Source organism: Klebsiella sp. Ech2A, assembly GCF_030078455.1.
GTDB classification, from domain to species: domain Bacteria; phylum Pseudomonadota; class Gammaproteobacteria; order Enterobacterales; family Enterobacteriaceae; genus Klebsiella; species Klebsiella terrigena.
This window is the reverse complement of record NZ_JAQGFU010000067.1, coordinates 1-22137: the sequence shown is the minus strand read 5'-3', so window position 1 is coordinate 22137 and position 22137 is coordinate 1. Positions and strand designations below refer to the sequence as shown.

Sequence of the window (22137 nt, the reverse complement as noted above, 5' to 3'; positions counted from 1 at the left end):
AGGGGTTTCGGCTCGCGTGGCGGTGGAAGCGGGTATCGCCGACTACTGGTTCAAATACGTGGGTCTGAACGGCGCCATCGTCGGCATGACCAGCTTCGGCGAGTCCGCGCCGGCTGAGCTGCTGTTTGAAGAGTTTGGCTTCACCGTTGAGAACGTGGTCGCTAAGGCGAAAGCGCTGCTGTAGTTCTGAGCAACGCGCACCGCGACGGCATCAGAAGAACGAGCCGGGCTAACGCCCGGCTTTTTTGTGGCCGTTATTCCCGACGCCCGTCACGAGGCTGCATATTATTCCAGTGAAAATGTGATGTATGTCAGATTACGTGCTTCTCATACTGGACAAGCATTCCTTTTATTCCGCGTTTGGCTTATTCTAGCTGAAGCGTTTCAGTCGTCTAAATGTTCGACAATTAATCAATCAGTCGCAGTTTGCGACGGGTAAGGTTTCCCTCCGGGCGTTGCTGGATTACTCTGTCAGCCACCTCACATCAGGGATAACCTTGCAGGAGACCTATGACCATACGCATTGCGATTAATGGCTTCGGTCGCATAGGACGCAACGTGGTTCGTGCTTTATATGAATCCGGGCGTCGTGCGGAAATTACCGTGGTGGCAATCAACGAGCTGGCGGATGCTGCGGGCATTGCGCATTTGTTGAAATATGACACCAGCCATGGGCGCTTTGCCTGGGACGTTCGCCAGGAGCGGGAGCAGCTTTACGTTGGCGATGACGTCATTCGCCTGCTGCACGAAGCTTCGATAGATGCGCTACCCTGGCAAGAGCTGGCGGTGGATATCGTACTTGATTGTACCGGGGTTTACGGCAGCCGTGAGCATGGCGAAGCCCATCTTCAGGCTGGCGCGAAGAAGGTTATCTTTTCGCATCCCGGCGGTAACGATCTCGATGCCACCGTCGTGTTCGGCGTTAACCATGATGAGCTACGTGCAGAGCACCGTATTGTCTCCAACGCCTCCTGCACCACCAACTGCATTATTCCGGTCATTAAGCTGTTAGATGATGCCTACGGCATTGAGTCAGGGACGGTAACGACGATCCACTCCGCCATGCACGATCAGCAGGTTATCGACGCCTATCATCCGGATTTACGCCGTACGCGTGCGGCCAGTCAGTCAATTATTCCGGTTGATACTAAACTTGCGGCGGGGATCGCACGTATTTTCCCTCAGTTTAACGACCGTTTTGAAGCGATTGCGGTTCGCGTACCGACGATAAATGTGACGGCGATCGACCTGAGCGTGACGGTAAAAAAACCGGTAAAGGCTAGTGAAGTCAACCAGTTGCTGCAAAAAGCAGCGCAGGGAACATTTCATGGTATAGTTGACTATACGGAATTACCGTTAGTCTCGACAGATTTTAACCACGATCCGCACAGCGCCATCGTTGATGGCACCCAGACGCGGGTGAGTGGGGCGCATTTGATCAAAACGTTGGTCTGGTGCGATAACGAATGGGGCTTTGCTAACCGGATGCTCGACACGACGTTAGCAATGGCCGCTCAAGGTTTCAGGTAAAGTGCGTGAGCGCTTGCAAAACTTTATGAATCAACGAGAGGATTCACCATGTCTGTAATTAAGATGACCGATCTGGATCTGGCTGGTAAACGCGTTTTTATCCGTGCCGATCTGAACGTACCAGTTAAAGACGGTAAAGTAACCAGCGACGCGCGTATTCGTGCTTCTCTGCCGACCATTGAGCTGGCTCTGAAGCAGGGCGCTAAAGTGATGGTCACTTCTCACCTGGGTCGTCCGACCGAAGGCGAGTACAACGAAGAATTCTCTCTGCTGCCGGTTGTTAATTACCTGAAAGACAAGCTCTCCAGCCCGGTTCGCCTGGTTAAAGATTACCTGGACGGCGTTGAAGTTGCCGCCGGTGAACTGGTTGTTCTGGAAAACGTTCGCTTCAACAAAGGCGAAAAGAAAGACGACGAAGCGCTGTCTAAAAAATACGCCGCGCTGTGCGACGTGTTCGTTATGGATGCCTTCGGTACCGCTCACCGTGCCCAGGCTTCTACCCACGGTATCGGTAAATTTGCCGACGTAGCCTGCGCCGGTCCTCTGCTGGCTGACGAGCTGGACGCGCTGGGTAAAGCGCTGAAAGAGCCGGCTCGCCCGATGGTGGCTATCGTCGGTGGTTCTAAAGTTTCCACTAAGCTGACCGTTCTGGACTCCCTGTCTAAAATCGCTGACCAGCTGATTGTCGGCGGCGGCATTGCCAACACCTTCGTTGCCGCTCAGGGCCACAACGTGGGCAAATCCCTGTACGAAGCTGACCTGGTTGACGAAGCCAAGCGCCTGCTGACGACCTGCGATATCCCGGTTCCGACCGACGTTCGCGTGGCGACTGAATTCTCCGAAACGGCGACCGCAACCCTGAAATCTGTTAACGACATCAAAGATGAAGAGCAGATTCTGGACCTCGGCGACGTTTCTGCACAGAAGCTGGCTGAGATCCTGAAAAACGCCAAAACCATTCTGTGGAACGGCCCGGTCGGCGTGTTTGAGTTCCCGAACTTCCGTAAAGGCACTGAAATCGTGGCTAACGCCATCGCCGACAGCGAAGCGTTCTCTATTGCAGGCGGCGGCGATACCCTGGCTGCAATTGACCTGTTTGGCATCTCGGACAAAATTTCCTACATCTCTACTGGCGGCGGCGCGTTCCTCGAATTCGTGGAAGGCAAAGTACTGCCAGCAGTAGCAATGCTCGAAGAGCGCGCTAAGAAGTAAGTTTGTACAGGCGGGTAACACCGCCTGTTTTTCAAATTCTATTCAATTGTCGCTCTAAATAATTCGCGCTGCCGGAAGGCAGCGACGCGGCGAACCCCGGTAGCTTACGCAAGTGAGCGGCGGCGGTAAGCGAGGAAAGCCAACGCACCGGCAGCACGAATTGTGACGAGCAGAAACGGCCGAAGATACAGGACTACGTAACATGTCTAAAATTTTTGATTTTGTAAAACCTGGCGTGATCACTGGTGATGACGTTCAGAAAGTGTTCCAGGTAGCTAAAGAGAATAACTTCGCACTGCCAGCGGTTAACTGTGTGGGTACTGACTCCATCAACGCCGTTCTGGAAGCAGCTGCAAAAGCTAAATCTCCGGTTATCGTTCAGTTCTCTAACGGCGGCGCGGCGTTCATCGCTGGCAAAGCGGTTAAAACCGACGTTCCTCAGGGTGCGGCAATTCTCGGCGCTATCTCCGGTGCACATCACGTTCACCAGATGGCTGAACACTACGGCGTGCCGGTTATTCTGCATACCGACCACTGCGCTAAGAAACTGCTGCCGTGGATCGACGGCCTGCTGGACGCCGGTGAAAAACACTTCGCCGCTCACGGCAAACCGCTGTTCTCTTCTCACATGATTGACCTGTCCGAAGAGTCCCTGCACGAAAACATCGAGATCTGCTCTAAGTATCTGGCGCGCATGGCCAAACTGGACATGACCCTGGAAATCGAACTGGGCTGCACCGGTGGCGAAGAAGACGGCGTGGACAACAGCCACATGGACGCTTCTGCGCTGTACACTCAGCCGGAAGACGTTGATTACGCGTACACTGAACTGAGCAAGATCAGCCCGCGTTTCACCATCGCTGCTTCCTTCGGTAACGTGCACGGCGTGTACAAGCCGGGCAACGTGGTTCTGACCCCGACTATCCTGCGCGACTCTCAGGAATATGTTTCTAAGAAACATAACCTGCCGCACAACAGCCTGAACTTCGTCTTCCACGGCGGTTCCGGTTCTTCTGCTCAGGAAATCAAAGACTCCGTAAGCTACGGCGTGATCAAAATGAACATCGATACCGACACCCAATGGGCAACCTGGGACGGTATCCTGCAGTACTACAAAACTAACGAAGCTTACCTGCAGGGCCAGCTGGGCAACCCGAAAGGCGAAGACCAGCCGAACAAGAAATACTACGATCCGCGCGTATGGCTGCGCGCTGCTCAGACGTCCATGGTGACTCGTCTGGAGCAGGCATTTAAAGAGCTGAACGCGATCGACGTTCTGTAAGAAAATTCTGCTTCTTGCCCTGAAGCCCGCTTAACTGCGGGCTTTTTCGTTTCCAGGCAAAAGGATATACCGGGGGAAACTGTGATCGACTTGGCAAAACAGGCGCTTATTGTTTACCCTTAAGCTACCTGCCGTTTTGCAGGCCTGGTTTTTTTATTTCCCGCCCGGGTATTTATAAGGAATGTTAAATGGAAGATTTGAACGTTGCCGATAGCATACACAACGCCAGCTCGTGGCTGGTGCGTAATCAGGAGCTGCTCCTGAGCTATGCCGTCAATATCGTCGCGGCGATCGCGATTATTATCGTCGGGATGATCGTGGCGCGCATGGTGTCGAACACGGTTAATCGTCTGATGCTGGCGCGTAAGATTGATGCCACCGTTGCCGATTTTCTTTCCGCGCTGGTGCGCTACGCCGTTATCGCCTTTACCCTGATTGCCGCCCTGGGCCGCGTCGGCGTGCAGACGGCGTCGGTGATTGCCGTACTCGGTGCCGCCGGTTTAGCCGTTGGTCTGGCGCTGCAGGGCTCGCTGTCTAACCTCGCCGCCGGCGTGCTGCTGGTGATGTTCCGTCCGTTCCGCGCGGGTGAATACGTCGATCTCGGCGGCGTGGCCGGTACCGTGCTGAACGTGCAGATTTTCTCCACCACCATGCGTACTGCCGATGGCAAAATCGTGGTGATCCCGAACGGTAAAATCATTGCCGGTAACATCATTAACTTTTCGCGTGAACCGGTTCGCCGCAACGAATTTATTATTGGCGTTGCCTACGATGCCGATATCGATAAGGTGAAGCAGCTGCTGACCAATATTATCGAATCCGACGAGCGCATCCTGAAAGATCGTGAAAGGACCGTACGCCTCAACGAGCTGGGCGCGTCGTCGGTTAACTACGTTATCCGCGTCTGGAGCCAGAGCAGCGATCTGCAAAGCGTTTACTGGGATGTTCTGGAGCGCATCAAGCGCGACTTTGACGCCAACGGCATCAGCTTTCCGTACCCGCAGATGGACGTGCACGTGATCCGTCCGCAGGAGCAGGCGGAGTAGTTCAGCACCCGCAGTCGATAAAGGCCAGCACCCGCTGGCCTTTAGCAGAACATCATTATTAGCATCGCTTATTAATGATTAATATTATCAATTTCCTCTAATGATTTCTTCGCGCTATATTCACCTGCATTAACGACCTCATCGGAAAAACCACTATGTTATCGTATTACTTTCAGGGGCTTGCCCTGGGAGCGGCTATGATTTTGCCGCTTGGCCCGCAGAATGCGTTTGTGATGAATCAGGGGATTCGCCGCCAGTATCATCTGATGATTGCGCTGCTGTGCGCGATTAGCGATCTGCTGCTGATCTGCGCCGGTATTTTTGGCGGCAGCGCGCTGCTGATGCAGTCGCCGTGGCTGCTGGCGCTGGTCACCTGGGGCGGCGTGGCCTTCCTGCTGTGGTACGGTTTCGGCGCGCTGAAAACGGCTTTTAGCGACAATCTGGAACTGGCGAGCGCGGAGGTGATGAAGCAGGGGCGGTGGAAAATTATTGTCACCATGCTGGCGGTTACCTGGCTGAACCCGCACGTCTATCTCGATACCTTCGTGGTGCTCGGCAGCCTGGGCGGGCAGCTGGCGGTTGAGCCGAAGCGCTGGTTTGCGCTCGGCACCATCAGCGCCTCGTTCCTGTGGTTCTTCGGCCTGGCCCTGCTGGCGGCCTGGCTGGCGCCGCGTTTGCGCACCGCCCGGGCGCAGCGGATCATTAACGTGCTGGTTGGCCTGGTGATGTGGCTGATCGCCGTCCAGCTGGCGAAAGATGGCTTTTTACACGTACAGGCGCTGCTCAACCAGGCTTAGTCCGATGGACTTTTCGCTTATACGCGTTAAGCTTGCTGGCATGCGTCCGTATATGGGCGACCAATGTAGATGGAGAAACGACAGTGAAGTTAAAGCTCATGGCCCTGGCGGCAGCAATCGGATTCAGCTCAATGGCAGCTCAGGCAAATGAATTGCCAAATGGCCCCCACATTGTGACCTCGGGTACCGCCAGCGTTGCTGCGGCGCCCGATATTGCGACCCTGGCAATTGAAGTCAACGTGGCCGCGAAAGACGCCGCATCGGCGAAAAAGCAGGCCGACGATCGCGTTGCGCAATACCTCTCTTTCCTGGAAAAGAACGGCATTGCCAAGAAGGATATCAACTCCGCGAACCTGCGCACCCAGCCTGACTATGATTACCAGAACGGTAAAAGCATCCTGAAGGGCTACCGTGCCGTGCGCACCGTCGAAGTGACGCTGCGTCAGCTGGACAAGCTTAACGGCCTGCTGGACGGCGCGCTGAAGGCCGGCCTGAACGAAGTTCGCTCGGTATCGCTGGGCGTTGCGCAACCGGATGCCTATAAAGATAAGGCGCGTAAGGCGGCCATCGATGACGCCGTGCACCAGGCGCAGGAGCTGGCTGCCGGCTTCCACGGCAAGCTGGGCCCGGTTTATAGCGTTCGCTACCACGTCTCGAACTATCAGCCGAGCCCGATGGTGCGCATGATGAAAGCCGCCGATGCCGCGCCGGTTTCCGCCCAGGAAACCTACGAGCAGGCGACGATCCAGTTTGACGATCAGGTGGATGTGGTCTTTGAACTGCAGCCAACCCAGCCGGCTCAGCCGGCGGCGCCGGAGAAACCGGCCGCCGCGGCGCAGTAAGCCAGATGCAAAAAAGCCCCTTCAGCTGAAGGGGCTTTTTTTATGCCCGAGGTTTAGTCCTGGCGCAACACCTTGTGCCCGTAAGCAATCAGCGCATCGGTGACCCGGCGCATCATCCGGCTTTCCGGCGCGAAGCGATGCCAGTAGAGCATCCGGCGCTGGAACAGGCCCGGCGTTAAATCGATAAGCTCGCCGCTGTTCAGCTCTTTTTCGATCTGCAGATGCGGGATCATACAGCAGGTGGTGCCCTGACGGGCGAGCTGCACAAAGGCTTCCGATGAGTTAACGATATGGCAAGGCACGCTGCCCGGCGGCAGATCGAAGTTCTGCTGCAAAAACGCCTGATGCATGTCGTCGAGATGATCGAAGGCGACTACCGGCGCTTTGAGCAGCGCCGAGCGGGTTACGCCGTTGGGAAAATAGCGTTGCGCAAACTCTTTCGAGGCGACAAACAGGTAGTCCAGCGCCCCGAGCTGATCGACCAGGCAGCTTGGCAGCGCCTGCGGCTGGATACTGACCGCCCCGACCACTTCGCCGCGACGCAGGCGCTCCTGGGTGCGGGTTTCGTCTTCCACCTGCAGGTTCAGGCGAATAGGGGAGTCGGAAAGCACGCTGGAGAGCGCCGGCAGCAGCCAGGTCGCCAGACTGTCGGCGTTCACCGCCAGCGACAGCAGCAGCGGCGTCGAGCCGGTTTGCTCATCGCCCAGCCACTCCTCTTCCAGCAGCTCAACCTGGCGCAGCAGGGCCAGCAGCTTCTGCCCCTGCTCGGTAGGACGCGGCGGTACGGTACGCACCAGCAGCGGCTGGCCGAACATGTTTTCCAGCTGTTTAATACGCTGAGAGACGGCGGACTGTGTAATGCATAGCTTCTGCGCGGCGCGCTCAAACCCACGTTCTCTTATCACCGCGTCCAGCGCTTGTAGTGTTCTGTAGTCCGGTCGTTTCATTGTTCTGGCGTACCCCCATAACTTTTCATTAACTTGCACTATGACATAAATTTCTTTTTGATGAAGACGAAAATAGTCTGCTCAGATGTGTGATCCCCGTCGCAGGGACAATAACACCCCCGATGTTCTATAATGCGCCTCAGGTATTCACATCTCGGACCATAATCATGACGCAAGATGAACTGAAAAAAGCAGTAGGCTGGGCGGCATTGCAGTATGTTCAGCCGGGCACCATCGTGGGTGTCGGCACCGGCTCCACGGCCGCGCATTTTATTGATGCGCTGGGTACAATGAAAGGGCAGATTGAGGGTGCCGTTTCCAGCTCCGATGCCTCCACCGAAAAGCTGAAGAGCCTGGGCATTCCGGTTTTCGATCTCAATAGCGTCGACCGTTTAGGGATTTACGTGGACGGTGCGGATGAGATCAACGGCCATATGCAGATGATTAAAGGCGGCGGCGCGGCGCTCACCCGCGAGAAGATTATCGCCTCGGTTGCGGACAAGTTTATCTGCATCGCCGACGCCTCCAAGCAGGTCGATATCCTCGGCAAATTCCCGCTGCCGGTAGAAGTTATTCCTATGGCTCGTAGCGCCGTGGCGCGCGAGCTGGTGAAGCTGGGCGGCCGCCCGGAGTACCGTCAGGGCGTGATTACCGACAACGGTAACGTCATTCTCGATGTTTTCGGCCTCGAGATCCTCGACGCCATCGCGCTGGAAAATGCCATTAACGGTATTCCTGGCGTCGTGACGGTGGGTCTGTTCGCCAACCGTGGCGCCGATGTCGCGCTGATCGGCACCGCCGATGGCGTTAAAACCATCGTAAAATAATCCGTTCGGGGGGAGCGAATCGCTCCCTCGCAAATATTTTTTCTCCAGGCTGAATTTGGTGACTTCTGTCACATTTATGCAACTAGCCTGAGTAACAATCTACCTTTCTTTCCCTTTCTGGTTTTTTGTCCTGCTATTTCCCTCTGTGTGATATTTCTTCAGGACGTCGACGCAAACGTTCATATTGCTGCGATAGTTTTTTTTGATATGTTGCTGGGATGAAGTGTCGTTCCACACGACATCAGATAAGACAAAAACAGGACGGGGAAATGGCTAAGGTATCACTGGAAAAAGACAAGATTAAGTTTCTGCTGGTTGAAGGTGTGCATCAAAAGGCGGTGGATAACCTCCGCGCTGCAGGCTATACCAACATTGAATTTCACAAAGGCGCGCTCGATAGCGAAGCGCTGAAAGCATCAATCCGTGATGCCCATTTCATTGGCCTGCGCTCCCGTACTCACCTGACGGAAGAGATTTTCGCTGCCGCAGAAAAGCTGGTCGCCGTTGGCTGCTTCTGCATCGGTACTAACCAGGTCGATTTGGACGCGGCGGCAAAACGCGGCATCCCCGTCTTTAACGCCCCGTTTTCTAACACCCGCTCCGTTGCCGAACTGGTCATTGGCGAGCTGCTGCTGATGCTGCGCGGCGTCCCTGAAGCGAACGCCAAAGCGCACCGCGGCGTGTGGAACAAACTGGCGGTCGGCAGCTTTGAAGCGCGCGGCAAAAAGCTCGGTATTATCGGCTATGGCCATATCGGCACGCAGCTGGGCATTTTGGCCGAATCGCTGGGGATGCACGTCTATTTCTATGATATTGAAAGTAAACTTACGCTTGGTAACGCCACCCAGGTGCAGCATCTCTCCGACCTGCTGAACATGAGCGACGTGGTGAGCCTGCACGTGCCGGAAAATGCCTCCACCAAAAATATGATGGGCGCGGAAGAGCTGGCGCTGATGAAGCCTGGCGCGCTGCTGATCAACGCCTCTCGCGGTACCGTGGTCGATATCCCGGCCCTCTGCGATGCGCTGGCGAGCAAGCACCTGGCAGGCGCGGCCATTGACGTCTTCCCGACCGAACCGGCCACCAACAGCGATCCGTTCACCTCGCCGCTGTGCGAGTTTGACAACGTGATCCTGACGCCGCATATCGGGGGCTCAACCCAGGAAGCGCAGGAAAATATCGGTCTGGAAGTGGCGGGCAAGCTGGCGAAGTACTCCGACAACGGCTCAACCCTTTCCGCGGTTAACTTCCCGGAAGTGTCGCTGCCGCTGCACGGCGGCCGCCGTCTGCTGCATATTCACGAGAACCGTCCCGGCGTGCTGACCGCCATCAACCAGATCTTTGCCGCTCAGAGCATCAACATCGCGGCGCAGTATCTACAAACCACCCCGCAGATGGGCTACGTGGTTATCGATATTGAAGCCGAAGAGGATGTAGCGCAGCAGGCGCTGCTGGCAATGAAGGCGATTCCGGGCACCATCCGCGCGCGTCTGTTGTTCTGATTCACATCGAGGATCCCTGCGGGGATCCCTTTAACCTATGCATAAATCACTATTGAATACCGGCGTTCTCCTCCTGCTGCTGATCCTTGCATGGACGGGATGGGGGACGCACGACCGCCTGACGTGGCTGATGGAAGTGACGCCGGTCATTATCATCGTTCCGCTGCTGCTGGCGACGCGTTCGCGCTATCCGCTCACCCCGCTCCTGTACACGCTTATCTTCTTTCACGCCATCATTCTGATGGTGGGTGGGATGTATACCTACGCCAAAGTACCGATTGGCTTTGACGTGCAGGCGTGGCTGAATCTAAGCCGCAATCCGTACGATAAGCTCGGCCACTTTTTTCAGGGGCTGGTGCCGGCGCTGGCGGCGCGGGAAATTCTTATTCGCGGCGGCTACGTCCGCGGGCGCAAGATGCTGTCATTTCTGGTCTGCTGCATCGCGCTGGCGATCAGCGCGACCTACGAGCTGATTGAATGGTGGGCGGCGCTGGCGATGGGGCAGGGGGCGGACGATTTTCTCGGCACCCAGGGCGACCCGTGGGACACCCAGTCGGATATGTTCTGCGCGCTGCTGGGGGCATTGGCGACTCTCTTCCTGCTAAGCGGCCGGCATAACCGGCAGCTGAAGACGCTCGGCTACCAATAACCTACGCCCACTGCCACAGCTTTGAGGGCGTGATCACCGCGGGCAGCGGGATATCCCACTGCTCCGTCGGCAGTAGGTCAACCTGCTGGCAATCGTGGGCGTAGCCGACGGGCAGCAGAGGATACTGGCGCCAGTTTTGCAGCGTCCTGTCGTAAAATCCCCCGCCCATTCCCAGGCGCTGGCCGAGCGCATCGAAGGCCACCAGCGGCGTAATCAGCACGTCCAGCTGGGACAGCGGCAGCACGTCGTGCACGTCGAGCTTTGGCTCGTGAATTTTCAGGCGGTTTATCACCAGTTCGCTTTGCGGATGGTAGTGTAAAAACAGCAGGTTTCCCGGGCTGAAAGGGTGGAGCACGGGGAGATAGACGCGTTTTCCCGCCCGCCACAGCTGCTCAATCAGCGGCTGGGTATCCAGCTCGCCGTCGAAGGAAAGAAACAGCGCCACGGTTCGCGCGAGGGTCACCGGCGGATAGGCCATCATGCGGTTCGCACCCAGCGCGGCAAAACTGGCCTGCTGTTCAGGCGTCAGCGCGCGTCGAAGCTGGCGGATGTGCTGGCGAATCTGCTGTCGGGTTGAGCGGGTATCAGAAATTTGGGTCATGAAAGATCGCCTGATCTGGCATTATCACGTCACGACGTGAGCCGGTTATGCATGTAGGCGTAGTGTAATACAGAGTAGGTGTAATGCTGAATCTGAAGTGGTGCGAAATGAAGCGCTAAAAGAAGGGAATCTCCGAGATGCCGCCGCAGGCTGTAACCCTTGAACCCTTGGTTCAAGGTGAATGCGTCGTCACAGTTTTAAGGCTTCTCGGACGAACCGAGCATGCTCACCAACCGTGGAGCGCCACATTCTTGTGGTATGAAATATCGGCTCAGGGGACTGGCCCGCTTGCAAACATCTCAGAGAAATTTTGTTCTTGCGATTACTCTAACACAGTTAATTGCAAAGTGTTATTCAAACTTTGGCCCGGTTCTTTCGCTTATGCGACCTTGCTCAAGCAACGCTTGTTCGATGGTCTGCTGAAGCATCCGAATACGCTGTTCCATACTGGAGGCGTAGTCGCGGGTTTTCGCTTTTTCCTGAGTTAACTCATAGCTGATGTTCAACGCGGCGATGAAGACCAGCTGCTCAGTATTTGTGACTCTAGTGCGTTCTTTTAAATCTTGCAACCGCTGATTCAGGTCATCAGCTGCCTGACTCAAGGCATCCCTTTGTTCAGGCGGGCAATTCACGCGAAGTGAACGGCCAAAAATTTGGAGATCGACGGGTTGTGCAGACATGCCACCTTCCTGCTGATTGACTGCGCGGCCTTCACGCCCATACCCGGGGCTACGAAGGGGCGACACTATAGCTACCCTGATGCGAAGGTACAAGCCCTATTCTGGTTCACCAGGGTCCAAAGTGGTAGCATATCATGAATATTCCTCCCAACGATGACGAATGCGCATGTCTATACAGAACGAAATGCCTGGTTACAACGCCGTAGACCAGTTACTGAACCAACAGGGCGTGGGCTTAACCCCGGCCGAAATGCACGGTTTGATCAGCGGGATCCTGTGCGGCGGTAATAAAGACAGCAGCTGGCAGCCGCTGGTGCACGACCTGACGAACGAAGGTCTCGCATTCGGCCACGAGCTGGCGCAGTCTCTGCGCAACATGCATTCCGCGACCAGCGACTCGCTGGAAGACGATGGCTTTCTGTTCCAGCTCTATCTGCCGGAAGGGGAGAACGTGACCGTGTTTGAACGCGCCGATGCGCTGGCCGGTTGGGTTAACCACTTCCTGCTAGGCCTTGGTGTGACTCAGCCGAAGCTGGATAAGGTCAAAGATGAAACCGGCGAAGCCATCGACGATCTGCGCAACATTGCGCAGCTGGGCTACGACGAAGACGAAGACCAGGAAGAGCTGGAGATGTCGTTAGAAGAGATTATCGAGTACGTACGCGTTGCCGCGCTGCTGTGCCACGAAAACTTCTCGCGCCAGCAGCCAACCGCACCGGAAGTACGCAAGCCGACACTACACTAATTACGATTTGTTGAGGGGGCGTCATGACACAGCAGGAATTTCTTTCTCGTCGCCAGGCGCTGTTAGCGCAGATGCAGCCGGGCAGCGCGGCGCTTATTTTCGCCGCACCGGAAGCGGTACGCAGCGCAGATTCAGAATATCCCTACCGGCAGAACAGCGATTTTTGGTACTTCACCGGCTTCAATGAGCCTGAAGCCTTGCTGGTGCTGATTAAAAGCGACGAAACCCATAACCACAGCGTGCTGTTTAACCGCGTCCGCGATCTGACGGCAGAGATCTGGTTCGGTCGTCGCCTCGGGCAGGACGCCGCGCCCGCGAAGCTCGGCGTCGACCGCGCCCTGGCGTTCAGCGAAATTAACCAGCAGCTGTTCCAGCTGCTGAACGGCCTTGACGCCATCTATTTTGCGCAGGGCGAATATGCCTACGCCGATAAAATCGTCTTCACGGCGCTGGAGAAGCTGCGTAAGGGCTCGCGCCAGAACCTGCAGGCGCCAAATTCCGTCATCGACTGGCGGCCGATAGTGCATGAGATGCGCCTGTTCAAATCGCCAGAAGAGCTGGAGGTGCTGCGCCGCGCCGGAGAGATCTCCGCCCTGGCCCACACCCGGGCGATGGAAAAGTGCCAGCCGGGGATGTTCGAATACCAGCTGGAAGGCGAAATTCTCCACGAATTCAACCGTCACGGCGCCCGCTTCCCTTCCTATAACACCATCGTTGGCGGCGGCGACAACGGCTGCATTCTGCATTACACCGAAAACGAGTGCGAGCTGCGCGATGGCGATCTGGTGCTGATCGATGCCGGCTGCGAATACCGCGGCTATGCGGGCGATATTACCCGCACCTTCCCGGTTAACGGCAAATTTAGCCCGGCCCAGCGCGAAATTTATGACATTGTCCTCGAATCGCTGGAAACCGCGCTGACGCTCTACCGCCCTGGCACTTCTATTCAGGAGGTTAATCAGGAAGTCGTGCGGATAATGGTCGTTGGCCTGCTGCGCCTCGGCATTCTTAAAGGGGACGTTGACGAGCTGCTGGCTAACAATGCGCACCGCCCGTTCTTTATGCACGGCCTGAGCCACTGGCTGGGGCTGGACGTGCATGATGTCGGAAACTACGATGTCGACCGTTCCCGGGTTCTCGAGCCGGGCATGGTGCTGACCGTTGAGCCGGGGCTGTATATTGCCACCGATGCCGACGTGCCGCCGCAGTATCGCGGTATCGGTATCCGCATCGAAGACGATATTGTGATCACTGCTGACGGCAATGAAAATCTCACCGCCGGGGTGGTGAAACGCGCTGACGATATCGAAGCGCTGATGGCGACGGCGCAACGCTCATGAGCGTGCTGATCGTTGGCGGCGGCATGACCGGCGCGACCCTGGCTCTGGCTATCTCCCGGCTGACCGACGGCGCGCTGCCGGTCCATCTGGTAGAAGCGGCGGCGCCGGAATCATCGAAGCATCCAGGATTTGACGGCAGGGCGATTGCGCTGGCGGCAGGCACCTGCCAGCAGCTGGCGCGCGTCGGTATCTGGCAGGAGATCGCCGACTGCGCGACGCCGATCCAGCGCGTGCACGTCAGCGACCGCGGCCATGCGGGATTCGTCACGCTGGACGCTCAGGACTATGGCCTGGCGGCGCTGGGCCAGGTCGTTGAGCTGCACGATATTGGCCAGCGCCTGTTTGCGCAACTGCGCGAGGCGCCGGGTATTACCCTGCACTGTCCGGCAAAAGTAGAGAACGTCAGCCGCTGGGAGGAGGGCGTCAGCATCACCCTGGACAGCGGCGAAACGATCGACGGCAGGCTGCTGGTGGCGGCGGACGGATCGCGCTCGACGATTGGCGCCCGCTGCGGTATCAGCTGGCAGCAGCAGCCCTACCAACAGCTGGCGATTATTGCCAACGTCAGCACCGCTTTGCCCCACGAGGGGCGCGCCTTTGAGCGGTTTACCGAGCACGGCCCCCTGGCGATGCTGCCGATGTCGCAGGGCCGCTGTTCGCTGGTGTGGTGCCACCCTCACTCCCGCTATGACGACGTCCTGAGCTGGTCGGACGAATGTTTTTGCCGCGAGCTGCAGCAGGCGTTTGGCTGGCGGCTGGGGCGGATTACCCACGCCGGGGCGCGCAGCGTTTATCCGCTGGCGTTAACCACCGCCAGCCGCGCCGTTTCCCATCGCCTGGCGCTGGTCGGCAACGCGGCGCAGACGCTGCATCCCATTGCCGGCCAGGGGTTTAACCTCGGCCTGCGCGATGTGATGAGCCTGGCTGAAATTGTGGCCGAGGCCGGTGCCAGCGGGCGCGATCCCGGCGATTACGCCTTGCTTGAGCAGTATCAGGCGCGGCGAGCGGACGATAAGTCCGCGACTATCGGCGTGACCGATGGCCTGGTTCATCTGTTTGCCAACCGTTGGGCGCCGCTGGTTGCGGGGCGCAACCTCGGCCTGATGGCGATGGAATTATTTACTCCGGCGCGCGATGCGCTGGCGCAGCGTACCCTCGGTTGGGTCCCCCGTTAAGGAGTTGAACGTGCAAAGTGTTGATGTTGCCATTGTGGGCGGTGGCATGGTGGGGCTGGCGGTGGCCTGCGGATTGCAGGGCAGCGGGCTGCGCGTCGCCGTCCTTGAGCAGGCTGAGCCACAGCCGCTGAGCGCCGATGCGCGGCCAGCGCTGCGGGTCTCAGCGATTAACGCCGCCAGCGAGAAGCTCCTGAGCAAGCTTGACGTCTGGCCAGCCATTATCGCCCGCCGCGCCAGCTGCTATCACGGGATGGAAGTGTGGGATAAAGACAGCTTTGGCCACATCAGCTTCGATGACCAAAGCCTGGGCTTCAGCCACCTCGGACACATTATTGAAAACGCGGTCGTTCACCACGCGCTGTGGCAAAAGGCGCAGCGCTGCTCTGACGTTACGCTGCTGGCCCCGGCGCAGCTGCAGCAGGTCGCATGGGGGGAGAACGAAGCCTTCCTTAGCCTGCAGGACGGCAGCATGCTCACCGCCCGGCTGGTGGTCGGCGCCGACGGTGCCAACTCGTGGTTGCGCAACAAGGCCGATATTCCGCTGACCTTCTGGGACTATCGCCATCACGCGCTGGTGGCCACCATCCGCACCGCGGAGCCGCATCGGGCCATCGCGCGCCAGGCCTTCCACGGCGACGGTATCCTCGCCTTCCTGCCGCTCAGCGATCCGCACCTGTGTTCGATCGTCTGGTCGCTACCGCCGCAGGAAGCGGAGCAGATGCAGCAGGCGGACGAGGCGACGTTTAATCAGGCGCTGAATATCGCCTTCGATAACCGCCTTGGCCTGTGCCAGATTGAGAGCGAGCGCGAAGTTTTCCCGCTGACCGGCCGCTACGCGCGGCAGTTTGCCGCCCATCGTCTGGCGCTGGTTGGCGACGCCGCCCACACCATCCACCCGCTGGCCGGGCAGGGGGTGAACCTGGGCTTTATGGATGCCGCAGAGCTTATCGATGAGCTCAGGCGCCTGCACGCTCAGGGCAAGGATATCGGCCAGCATCTGTACCTCCGCCGCTATGAGCGCAGCCGCAAGCACAGCGCCGCGCTGATGCTGGCGGGAATGCAGGGCTTTCGCGAAATGTTTGCCGGCAGCCATCCGGCGAAGAAGCTGCTGCGCGATATCGGCCTCAAGCTTGCCGATACGCTGCCGGGCGTCAAGCCGCAGCTGATTCGTCAGGCGATGGGGCTGAACGACCTTCCTGGCTGGTTACGTTAAGCTCGTCACACTTCTCTCACCCGGCCTCGCGCCGGGTTTTCCCCTCTCATTTGAAATAATCTAATCTCACCCATTTTTTCGCATTAGTTTTATTAATGTCTCTCTTTTTTTGTTAAAGAAAATAGGCCCATTTTTTCGCATAAAATACCATCATGACCTGCTTTGTTCGGCGGTTATGTTAATTTTATGTGGCATTAATCGCTTTTTTACAGTCAATAATTCTGTAGGATTTTTGGCGAGTTTTGGTCATAAGCTAATGTGATGTCCTGATTTACCTTATGGTTTAGCGCCGGTTTCGGTGGTAAGTTCAGGCAAAAGATAACGTTTGCGTCGGTGCCGGTGAAGGGCCTCGACGCCGGATTTCGCGGGGCGAAATCGCCGCAAAAAAGTAGCTGGTTCCGTTTTATTCGACGAGGAAAAGATGGCTCAACAGACTCCGTTGTATGAACAACACACGCTGTGCGGTGCTCGCATGGTGGACTTCCATGGCTGGATGATGCCGCTGCATTACGGTTCCCAGATTGATGAACACCACGCGGTGCGCAGCGATGCCGGCATGTTCGACGTCTCGCACATGACCATCGTCGACTTCCACGGGAGCCGGGTGCGCGAGTTCCTGCGCTATCTGCTGGCTAACGATGTGGCGAAGCTCACCATCCCAGGCAAAGCGCTATACAGCGGAATGCTGACCGCTTCGGCGGGCGTTATCGATGACCTGATTGTCTATTTCCTGACGGAAGACTATTTCCGCCTTGTTGTTAACTCCGCGACGCGCGAAAAAGACCTCGCCTGGATCGGCCAGCAGGCTGAGCCCTATGGCCTGGAGATAACCGTGCGCGACGATCTGTCGCTGATCGCCGTTCAGGGCCCGCAGGCGAAAGAGAAGGCCGCCACCCTGTTTAACGAGCAGCAGCGCCAGGCCGTTGCCGGCATGAAGCCGTTCTTTGGCGTGCAGGCGGGAGATTTATTTATCGCTACCACCGGCTATACCGGCGAAGCGGGCTACGAGATTGCGCTGCCGAAAGAGCAGGCCGCCGATTTCTGGCGCAGCCTGCTGGACGCGGGCGTGAAGCCCTGTGGCCTCGGCGCTCGCGATACGCTGCGCCTGGAAGCCGGGATGAATCTGTACGGCCAGGAGATGGACGAAGGCGTCTCCCCGCTGGCGGCGAATATGGGCTGGACCATCGCCTGGGAACCTGCCGATCGCAGCTTTATCGGTCGCGAAGCGCTGGAGCTGCAGCGCGAAAAAGGCACCGAGCAGCTGGTTGGTCTGGTGATGACCGAGAAGGGCGTACTGCGCGGCGGTCTGCCGGTGCGCTTTACCGATGCTGATGGTAATCAGCAAGAGGGCATTATCACCAGCGGGACGTTCTCCCCGACGCTGGGCTACAGTATTGCACTGGCACGCGTGCCGGCGGGCATCGGTGAAACGGCTGTCGTACAAATCCGTAACCGCGAAATGCCGGTAAAAGTGACTAAACCCGTTTTTGTGCGTAACGGCAAAGCCGTTGCGTGATTCCCCCTTTTGGAGATGAATTGATGAGCAACGTACCAGCAGAACTGAAATACAGTAAAGAACACGAGTGGCTGCGCAAAGAGGCTGACGGCACCTACACCGTTGGCATCACCGAACACGCGCAGGAGCTGCTTGGCGATATGGTTTTCGTCGATCTGCCGGAAGTCGGCGCGGCGGTGGAAGCCGGCGATGACTGCGCCGTTGCGGAGTCGGTAAAAGCGGCCTCGGATATCTATGCTCCGATTAGCGGCGAGATCGTGGCGGTGAACGAAGAGCTGAATGACTCCCCAGAGCTGATTAACAGCGATCCGTACGCCGACGGCTGGATCTTCAAAATCAAAGCCAGCGATGAAGCTCAGGTCGCGGCGCTGCTGGACGCGACGGCTTATGCCGCGCTGTTAGAAGACGAGTAGCTACGTCCATCCTTCACGCGGCGGGCGCGTTAGCTTCCCGGCTAATTCGTCCGCTGGCGTCGCTGCCAGCCGCGTGAACGGTTTTGCGTAGAAAGGCCCGGTGAGCATGCGCGCTCAATCGGGCAAACCAGTCAGACAATTACGATTCACTGCACGTTTCAGGAACCATCGCTCATGACTCAGACTTTAGGTCAGCTTGAAAACCGCGGCGCCTTTATTGAACGTCACATCGGTCCGGATGCTCAGCAACAGCAGGAGATGCTGAATACCGTTGGCGCCGATTCGCTTAACGCCCTGATTGGCCAGATTGTGCCGCAGGATATTCAGCTGGCAACGCCGCCGCAGGTCGGTGATGCGACGACGGAATTCGCCGCGCTCGCGGAGCTGAAGGCAATTGCCGGGCGTAACAAGCGCTTTAAGTCTTACATCGGCATGGGCTACACCGCCGTGCAGCTGCCGCCGGTTATTCAGCGCAATATGCTGGAAAACCCGGGCTGGTATACCGCGTATACCCCTTATCAGCCGGAAGTATCGCAGGGTCGCCTCGAATCGCTGCTCAACTTCCAGCAGGTTACGCTCGATCTGACCGGGCTGGATATCGCCTCTGCCTCGCTGCTGGATGAAGCAACCGCCGGCGCGGAAGCGATGGCGATGGCGAAGCGCGTCAGCAAGCTCAAGAACGCGAACCGCTTCTTTGTGGCTGCCGACGTGCACCCGCAAACCCTGGACGTGGTCCGCACCCGCGCGGAAACCTTCGGCTTTGACGTCATTGTCGATGACGCGGACAAAGCGCTCGATCATCAGGACGTTTTCGGCGTGCTGCTGCAGCAGGTCGGTACGACCGGCGAAGTGCACGATTACTCAGGCCTGATTGCCGAGCTTAAAGCGCGCAAGGTCGTGGTGAGCGTGGCGGCCGACTTTATGACCCTGGTGCTGCTGACCGCGCCGGGCAAGCAGGGCGCCGATATCGTCTTCGGTTCCGCCCAGCGTTTCGGCGTGCCGATGGGCTACGGCGGTCCGCACGCGGCCTTCTTCGCGGCAAAAGATGAATTCAAACGCTCCATGCCCGGCCGTATTATCGGCGTATCGAAAGATGCCGCCGGCAACACCGCGCTGCGCATGGCGATGCAGACCCGCGAGCAGCATATCCGCCGCGAGAAAGCGAACTCCAATATTTGTACTTCCCAGGTGCTGCTGGCCAATATCGCCAGCCTGTATGCGGTCTTCCACGGACCCGCTGGCCTGAAGCGTATCGCCAGCCGCATCCATCGCCTGACGGATATTCTCGCCGATGGCCTGCAGAAGAAAGGGCTCAAGCTGCGTCACGCGCACTACTTTGACACCCTCTGCGTTGACGTTGCCGATAAAGCCGCGGTGCTGGCGCGCGCCGAGGCGCTGGAAATTAACCTGCGCAGCGACATTCACAACGCGGTCGGTATCACCCTCGATGAAGCGACCACCCGCGAAGACGTGCTGAACCTGTTCCGCGCGATCGTTGGCGAGGCGCACGGGCTGGATATCGATACCCTGGACAAAGACGTTGCGCTCGATAGCCGTTCGATCCCGGCCAACATGCTGCGCGACGATGCGATCCTGACCCACCCGGTGTTTAATCGCTACCACAGCGAAACCGAGATGATGCGCTATATGCACTCGCTGGAGCGTAAAGATCTGGCGCTGAATCAGGCGATGATCCCGCTGGGATCCTGCACCATGAAGCTCAACGCCGCGGCGGAAATGATCCCGATCACCTGGCCTGAGTTTGCCGAGCTGCACCCGTTCTGCCCGGCAGAGCAGGCGGAAGGTTATCATCAGATGATCGCCCAGCTCTCCGACTGGCTGGTGAAGCTGACCGGCTACGACGCCGTGTGCATGCAGCCGAACTCCGGCGCCCAGGGAGAATATGCGGGCCTGCTGGCTATCCGTCATTACCACGAGAGCCGCAATGAAGGCCATCGCGATATCTGCCTGATCCCAAGCTCGGCGCACGGCACCAACCCGGCATCCGCGCAGATGGCAGGGATGCAGGTGGTGGTCGTGGCCTGCGATAAAAACGGCAACATCGATCTCGCCGATCTGCGCCTTAAGGCAGAGCAGGCGGGGGAAAATCTCTCCTGCATCATGGTGACCTACCCGTCGACGCACGGCGTGTATGAAGAGACCATCCGCGAAGTGTGCGAGATTGTGCATCAGTTCGGCGGCCAGGTTTACCTCGACGGCGCGAACATGAATGCGCAGGTGGGGATCACCTCTCCGGGCTTTATCGGCGCGGACGTGTCGCACCTTAACCTGCACAAAACCTTCTGCATTCCGCACGGCGGCGGCGGCCCTGGCATGGGCCCAATCGGCGTGAAGGCGCACCTGGCCCCGTTCGTTCCGGGCCACAGCGTGGTGCAAATTGAAGGCATGCTGACCCGTCAGGGCGCGGTTTCCGCGGCACCGTTCGGCAGCGCCTCCATTTTACCTATCAGCTGGATGTATATCCGCATGATGGGCGCGGAAGGACTGAAGCAGGCCAGCCAGGTGGCTATCCTCAACGCTAACTACATCGCGACGCGCCTGAAAGAGGCTTTCCCGGTGCTCTATACCGGCCGCGACGGCCGCGTGGCGCACGAATGCATTCTGGATATTCGTCCGCTGAAGGAAGAGACCGGCATCAGCGAGCTGGACATTGCCAAGCGTCTGATCGACTTTGGTTTCCACGCGCCGACCATGTCCTTCCCGGTGGCCGGTACGCTGATGGTTGAGCCGACCGAATCGGAAAGCAAGGTTGAGCTGGACCGCTTTATCGAGGCGATGCTGGCGATCCGCGGCGAAATTGAGCGCGTGAAAGCGGGCGAGTGGCCGCTGGCGGATAACCCGCTGGTGAACGCGCCGCACACCCAGGGCGAGCTGGTTGCGGAGTGGAGCCATCCGTACACCCGCGAGCTGGCGGTGTTCCCGGCAGGCCTGGCGAATAAATACTGGCCGACGGTGAAGCGTCTGGACGATGTTTACGGCGACCGTAACCTGTTCTGCTCCTGCGTACCGATGAGCGAATATCAGTAATTAGCTGATTAGACTATCTTTTAAAGGCGCTGCGGCGCCTTTATTTTTTGGGAGAATGCGATGACGGTGGCATTGATTAGCGGCGCGAGCCGCGGAATTGGCAGGGCGACGGCGCTGCTGCTGGCGCAGGAAGGCTATACCGTGGCGGTGAATTACCATCACAACGTGAAGGCGGCGACGGAAGTGGTGAATGAGATTATTGCCCGGGGCGGCAAGGCTATCGCGCTGCGCGCGGATATCAGCGACGAAGCGCAGGTGATGGCGATGTTTGCCGGCATCGACCGCCTTGGCGAACCCCTGAGCGCGCTGGTCAATAATGCCGGCATTCTGTTTACCCAGAGCGCTGTCGAAGACCTGAGCGCCGAGCGGATTAACCGGGTGCTGAGCACCAACGTCACCGGCTATTTCCTCTGCTGTCGCGAGGCGGTAAAGCGAATGTCTCATAAGCACGGCGGGAAAGGCGGCGCGATTGTGAACGTCTCTTCCGCTGCATCGCGCCTGGGTGCGCCGTTCGAGTATGTCGATTATGCAGCTTCCAAAGGCGCGGTCGATACGCTGACGACGGGGCTGGCGCTTGAGGTGGCGGCGCAGGGGATTCGCGTCAACTGCGTGCGTCCGGGCCTGATTTATACCGAAATGCATGCGTCTGGCGGAGAGCCAGGACGAGTCGATCGCGTGAAGTCGATGCTGCCGATGCAGCGCGGCGGGCAGCCGGAAGAGGTCGCCCAGGCGATCGCCTGGCTGCTGAGCGATAAAGCCTCCTACGTCACCG

The 22137-nt window shown here is 58.1% G+C and carries 21 protein-coding genes and 1 other RNA gene; 18 read left to right on the top strand and 4 right to left on the bottom strand.

Annotation, left to right across the window (positions count from 1 at the left end; genetic code table 11):
* The 7 genes from PFH44_RS14000 to PFH44_RS13970 form a co-directional block, all read left to right on the top strand.
* A partial coding sequence (locus tag PFH44_RS14000) for a transketolase-like TK C-terminal-containing protein (RefSeq protein ID WP_463671549.1) occupies positions 1–184 on the top strand: 184 nt, incomplete at its 5' end.
* 326 nt (positions 185–510) lie between these two features.
* Positions 511–1530: an erythrose-4-phosphate dehydrogenase gene (gene epd, locus PFH44_RS13995; protein WP_283825285.1), complete on the top strand. Its 1020-nt coding sequence runs from the start codon at positions 511–513 to the stop codon at positions 1528–1530.
* Between the two features lie 48 nt (positions 1531–1578).
* Positions 1579–2742 carry a phosphoglycerate kinase gene (pgk, locus tag PFH44_RS13990; protein ID WP_045857121.1) on the top strand — a complete coding sequence of 388 codons (1164 nt, stop codon included), beginning with the start codon at positions 1579–1581 and terminating at the stop codon, positions 2740–2742.
* A gap of 202 nt (positions 2743–2944) precedes the next feature.
* Entirely contained in the window at positions 2945–4024 is a 1080-nt protein-coding gene (gene fbaA / locus PFH44_RS13985; RefSeq protein WP_045857123.1) for a class II fructose-bisphosphate aldolase, read from the top strand.
* Positions 4025–4212: 188 nt separating this feature from the next.
* Positions 4213–5070 (top strand): small-conductance mechanosensitive channel MscS, encoded by an 858-nt coding sequence (gene mscS / locus PFH44_RS13980; protein ID WP_041147170.1) that lies wholly within the window; start codon positions 4213–4215, stop codon positions 5068–5070.
* A gap of 155 nt (positions 5071–5225) precedes the next feature.
* Positions 5226–5867 carry an arginine exporter ArgO gene (argO, locus tag PFH44_RS13975; RefSeq protein ID WP_045857126.1) on the top strand — a complete coding sequence of 214 codons (642 nt, stop codon included), beginning with the start codon at positions 5226–5228 and terminating at the stop codon, positions 5865–5867.
* Between the two features lie 83 nt (positions 5868–5950).
* Positions 5951–6709, top strand: coding sequence for an oxidative stress defense protein (locus tag PFH44_RS13970; RefSeq protein ID WP_041147168.1), 759 nt, complete (start codon positions 5951–5953; stop codon positions 6707–6709).
* A gap of 53 nt (positions 6710–6762) precedes the next feature.
* On the opposite strand, the gene argP is transcribed toward PFH44_RS13970, so the two are convergent.
* Positions 6763–7656, bottom strand: a complete 894-nt coding sequence (argP, locus tag PFH44_RS13965; RefSeq protein WP_041147167.1) for a DNA-binding transcriptional regulator ArgP — start codon at positions 7654–7656, stop codon at positions 6763–6765.
* Between the two features lie 167 nt (positions 7657–7823).
* Here argP and rpiA point away from each other — a divergent pair, with 167 nt between their 5' ends.
* From rpiA to PFH44_RS13950, 3 genes are all read left to right on the top strand, one after another.
* Complete coding sequence (gene rpiA / locus PFH44_RS13960) at positions 7824–8483, top strand: ribose-5-phosphate isomerase RpiA (RefSeq protein ID WP_045857130.1); 660 nt, start codon at positions 7824–7826, stop codon at positions 8481–8483.
* A gap of 269 nt (positions 8484–8752) precedes the next feature.
* Complete coding sequence (gene serA / locus PFH44_RS13955; RefSeq protein ID WP_045857132.1) at positions 8753–9985, top strand: phosphoglycerate dehydrogenase; 1233 nt, start codon at positions 8753–8755, stop codon at positions 9983–9985.
* Between the two features lie 37 nt (positions 9986–10022).
* The gene (locus tag PFH44_RS13950) at positions 10023–10634 is read left to right on the top strand and encodes a DUF2238 domain-containing protein (RefSeq protein ID WP_045857135.1); all 612 of its coding nucleotides are present in this window, start codon (positions 10023–10025) and stop codon (positions 10632–10634) included.
* Position 10635: 1 nt separating this feature from the next.
* Here PFH44_RS13950 and PFH44_RS13945 read toward each other — a convergent pair whose 3' ends face one another.
* From PFH44_RS13945 to zapA, 3 genes are all read right to left on the bottom strand, one after another.
* Positions 10636–11235, bottom strand: a complete 600-nt coding sequence (locus PFH44_RS13945; RefSeq protein WP_283825284.1) for a 5-formyltetrahydrofolate cyclo-ligase — start codon at positions 11233–11235, stop codon at positions 10636–10638.
* Positions 11236–11360: 125 nt separating this feature from the next.
* Positions 11361–11544: non-coding RNA, 6S RNA (gene ssrS, locus PFH44_RS13940), on the bottom strand.
* Positions 11545–11585: 41 nt separating this feature from the next.
* Positions 11586–11915 carry a cell division protein ZapA gene (gene zapA, locus PFH44_RS13935; protein WP_041147162.1) on the bottom strand — a complete coding sequence of 110 codons (330 nt, stop codon included), beginning with the start codon at positions 11913–11915 and terminating at the stop codon, positions 11586–11588.
* Between the two features lie 166 nt (positions 11916–12081).
* On the opposite strand from zapA, the gene PFH44_RS13930 reads away from it, so the two are divergent.
* The 8 genes from PFH44_RS13930 to PFH44_RS13895 all read left to right on the top strand — a co-directional run.
* The gene (locus PFH44_RS13930) at positions 12082–12660 is read left to right on the top strand and encodes a YecA/YgfB family protein (RefSeq protein WP_123551966.1); all 579 of its coding nucleotides are present in this window, start codon (positions 12082–12084) and stop codon (positions 12658–12660) included.
* Between the two features lie 23 nt (positions 12661–12683).
* Positions 12684–14000 (top strand): Xaa-Pro aminopeptidase, encoded by a 1317-nt coding sequence (pepP, locus tag PFH44_RS13925; RefSeq protein WP_045857140.1) that lies wholly within the window; start codon positions 12684–12686, stop codon positions 13998–14000.
* Positions 13997–15175, top strand: a complete 1179-nt coding sequence (ubiH, locus tag PFH44_RS13920) for a 2-octaprenyl-6-methoxyphenyl hydroxylase (RefSeq protein ID WP_283825283.1) — start codon at positions 13997–13999, stop codon at positions 15173–15175. Before pepP ends, ubiH begins: the two co-directional genes overlap by 4 nt.
* A gap of 10 nt (positions 15176–15185) precedes the next feature.
* Complete coding sequence (gene ubiI / locus PFH44_RS13915) at positions 15186–16388, top strand: FAD-dependent 2-octaprenylphenol hydroxylase (RefSeq protein ID WP_041147158.1); 1203 nt, start codon at positions 15186–15188, stop codon at positions 16386–16388.
* A gap of 421 nt (positions 16389–16809) precedes the next feature.
* A complete protein-coding gene (gene gcvT / locus PFH44_RS13910; protein WP_283825282.1) occupies positions 16810–17904 on the top strand; it encodes a glycine cleavage system aminomethyltransferase GcvT in 1095 nt (364 codons plus the stop codon).
* A 23-nt stretch (positions 17905–17927) separates the two neighbouring features.
* On the top strand, positions 17928–18317 hold the full coding sequence (gene gcvH / locus PFH44_RS13905; RefSeq protein ID WP_041147156.1) for a glycine cleavage system protein GcvH: 390 nt from the start codon (positions 17928–17930) through the stop codon (positions 18315–18317).
* A gap of 174 nt (positions 18318–18491) precedes the next feature.
* On the top strand, positions 18492–21365 hold the full coding sequence (gene gcvP, locus PFH44_RS13900) for an aminomethyl-transferring glycine dehydrogenase (RefSeq protein WP_045857143.1): 2874 nt from the start codon (positions 18492–18494) through the stop codon (positions 21363–21365).
* 60 nt (positions 21366–21425) lie between these two features.
* Positions 21426–22137: SDR family oxidoreductase (locus PFH44_RS13895; protein WP_283825281.1), on the top strand; the 712-nt coding region annotated here is incomplete at its 3' end.

Excerpts from the sequence above, each read along its gene's own strand:
- mscS (WP_041147170.1), top strand. The coding sequence starts at position 4,213 with ATGGAAGATTTGAACGTTGCCGATAGCATACACAACGCCAGCTCGTGG.
- gcvP (WP_045857143.1), top strand. The coding sequence starts at position 18,492 with ATGACTCAGACTTTAGGTCAGCTTGAAAACCGCGGCGCCTTTATTGAA.
- argO (WP_045857126.1), top strand. The coding sequence starts at position 5,226 with ATGTTATCGTATTACTTTCAGGGGCTTGCCCTGGGAGCGGCTATGATT.
- zapA (WP_041147162.1), bottom strand. The coding sequence starts at position 11,915 with ATGTCTGCACAACCCGTCGATCTCCAAATTTTTGGCCGTTCACTTCGC.
- serA (WP_045857132.1), top strand. The coding sequence starts at position 8,753 with ATGGCTAAGGTATCACTGGAAAAAGACAAGATTAAGTTTCTGCTGGTT.
- rpiA (WP_045857130.1), top strand. The coding sequence starts at position 7,824 with ATGACGCAAGATGAACTGAAAAAAGCAGTAGGCTGGGCGGCATTGCAG.
- pgk (WP_045857121.1), top strand. The coding sequence starts at position 1,579 with ATGTCTGTAATTAAGATGACCGATCTGGATCTGGCTGGTAAACGCGTT.
- gcvT (WP_283825282.1), top strand. The coding sequence starts at position 16,810 with ATGGCTCAACAGACTCCGTTGTATGAACAACACACGCTGTGCGGTGCT.
- PFH44_RS13950 (WP_045857135.1), top strand. The coding sequence starts at position 10,023 with ATGCATAAATCACTATTGAATACCGGCGTTCTCCTCCTGCTGCTGATC.
- pepP (WP_045857140.1), top strand. The coding sequence starts at position 12,684 with ATGACACAGCAGGAATTTCTTTCTCGTCGCCAGGCGCTGTTAGCGCAG.
- argP (WP_041147167.1), bottom strand. The coding sequence starts at position 7,656 with ATGAAACGACCGGACTACAGAACACTACAAGCGCTGGACGCGGTGATA.
- PFH44_RS13945 (WP_283825284.1), bottom strand. The coding sequence starts at position 11,235 with ATGACCCAAATTTCTGATACCCGCTCAACCCGACAGCAGATTCGCCAG.
- PFH44_RS13930 (WP_123551966.1), top strand. The coding sequence starts at position 12,082 with ATGTCTATACAGAACGAAATGCCTGGTTACAACGCCGTAGACCAGTTA.
- gcvH (WP_041147156.1), top strand. The coding sequence starts at position 17,928 with ATGAGCAACGTACCAGCAGAACTGAAATACAGTAAAGAACACGAGTGG.
- fbaA (WP_045857123.1), top strand. The coding sequence starts at position 2,945 with ATGTCTAAAATTTTTGATTTTGTAAAACCTGGCGTGATCACTGGTGAT.
- ubiH (WP_283825283.1), top strand. The coding sequence starts at position 13,997 with ATGAGCGTGCTGATCGTTGGCGGCGGCATGACCGGCGCGACCCTGGCT.
- epd (WP_283825285.1), top strand. The coding sequence starts at position 511 with ATGACCATACGCATTGCGATTAATGGCTTCGGTCGCATAGGACGCAAC.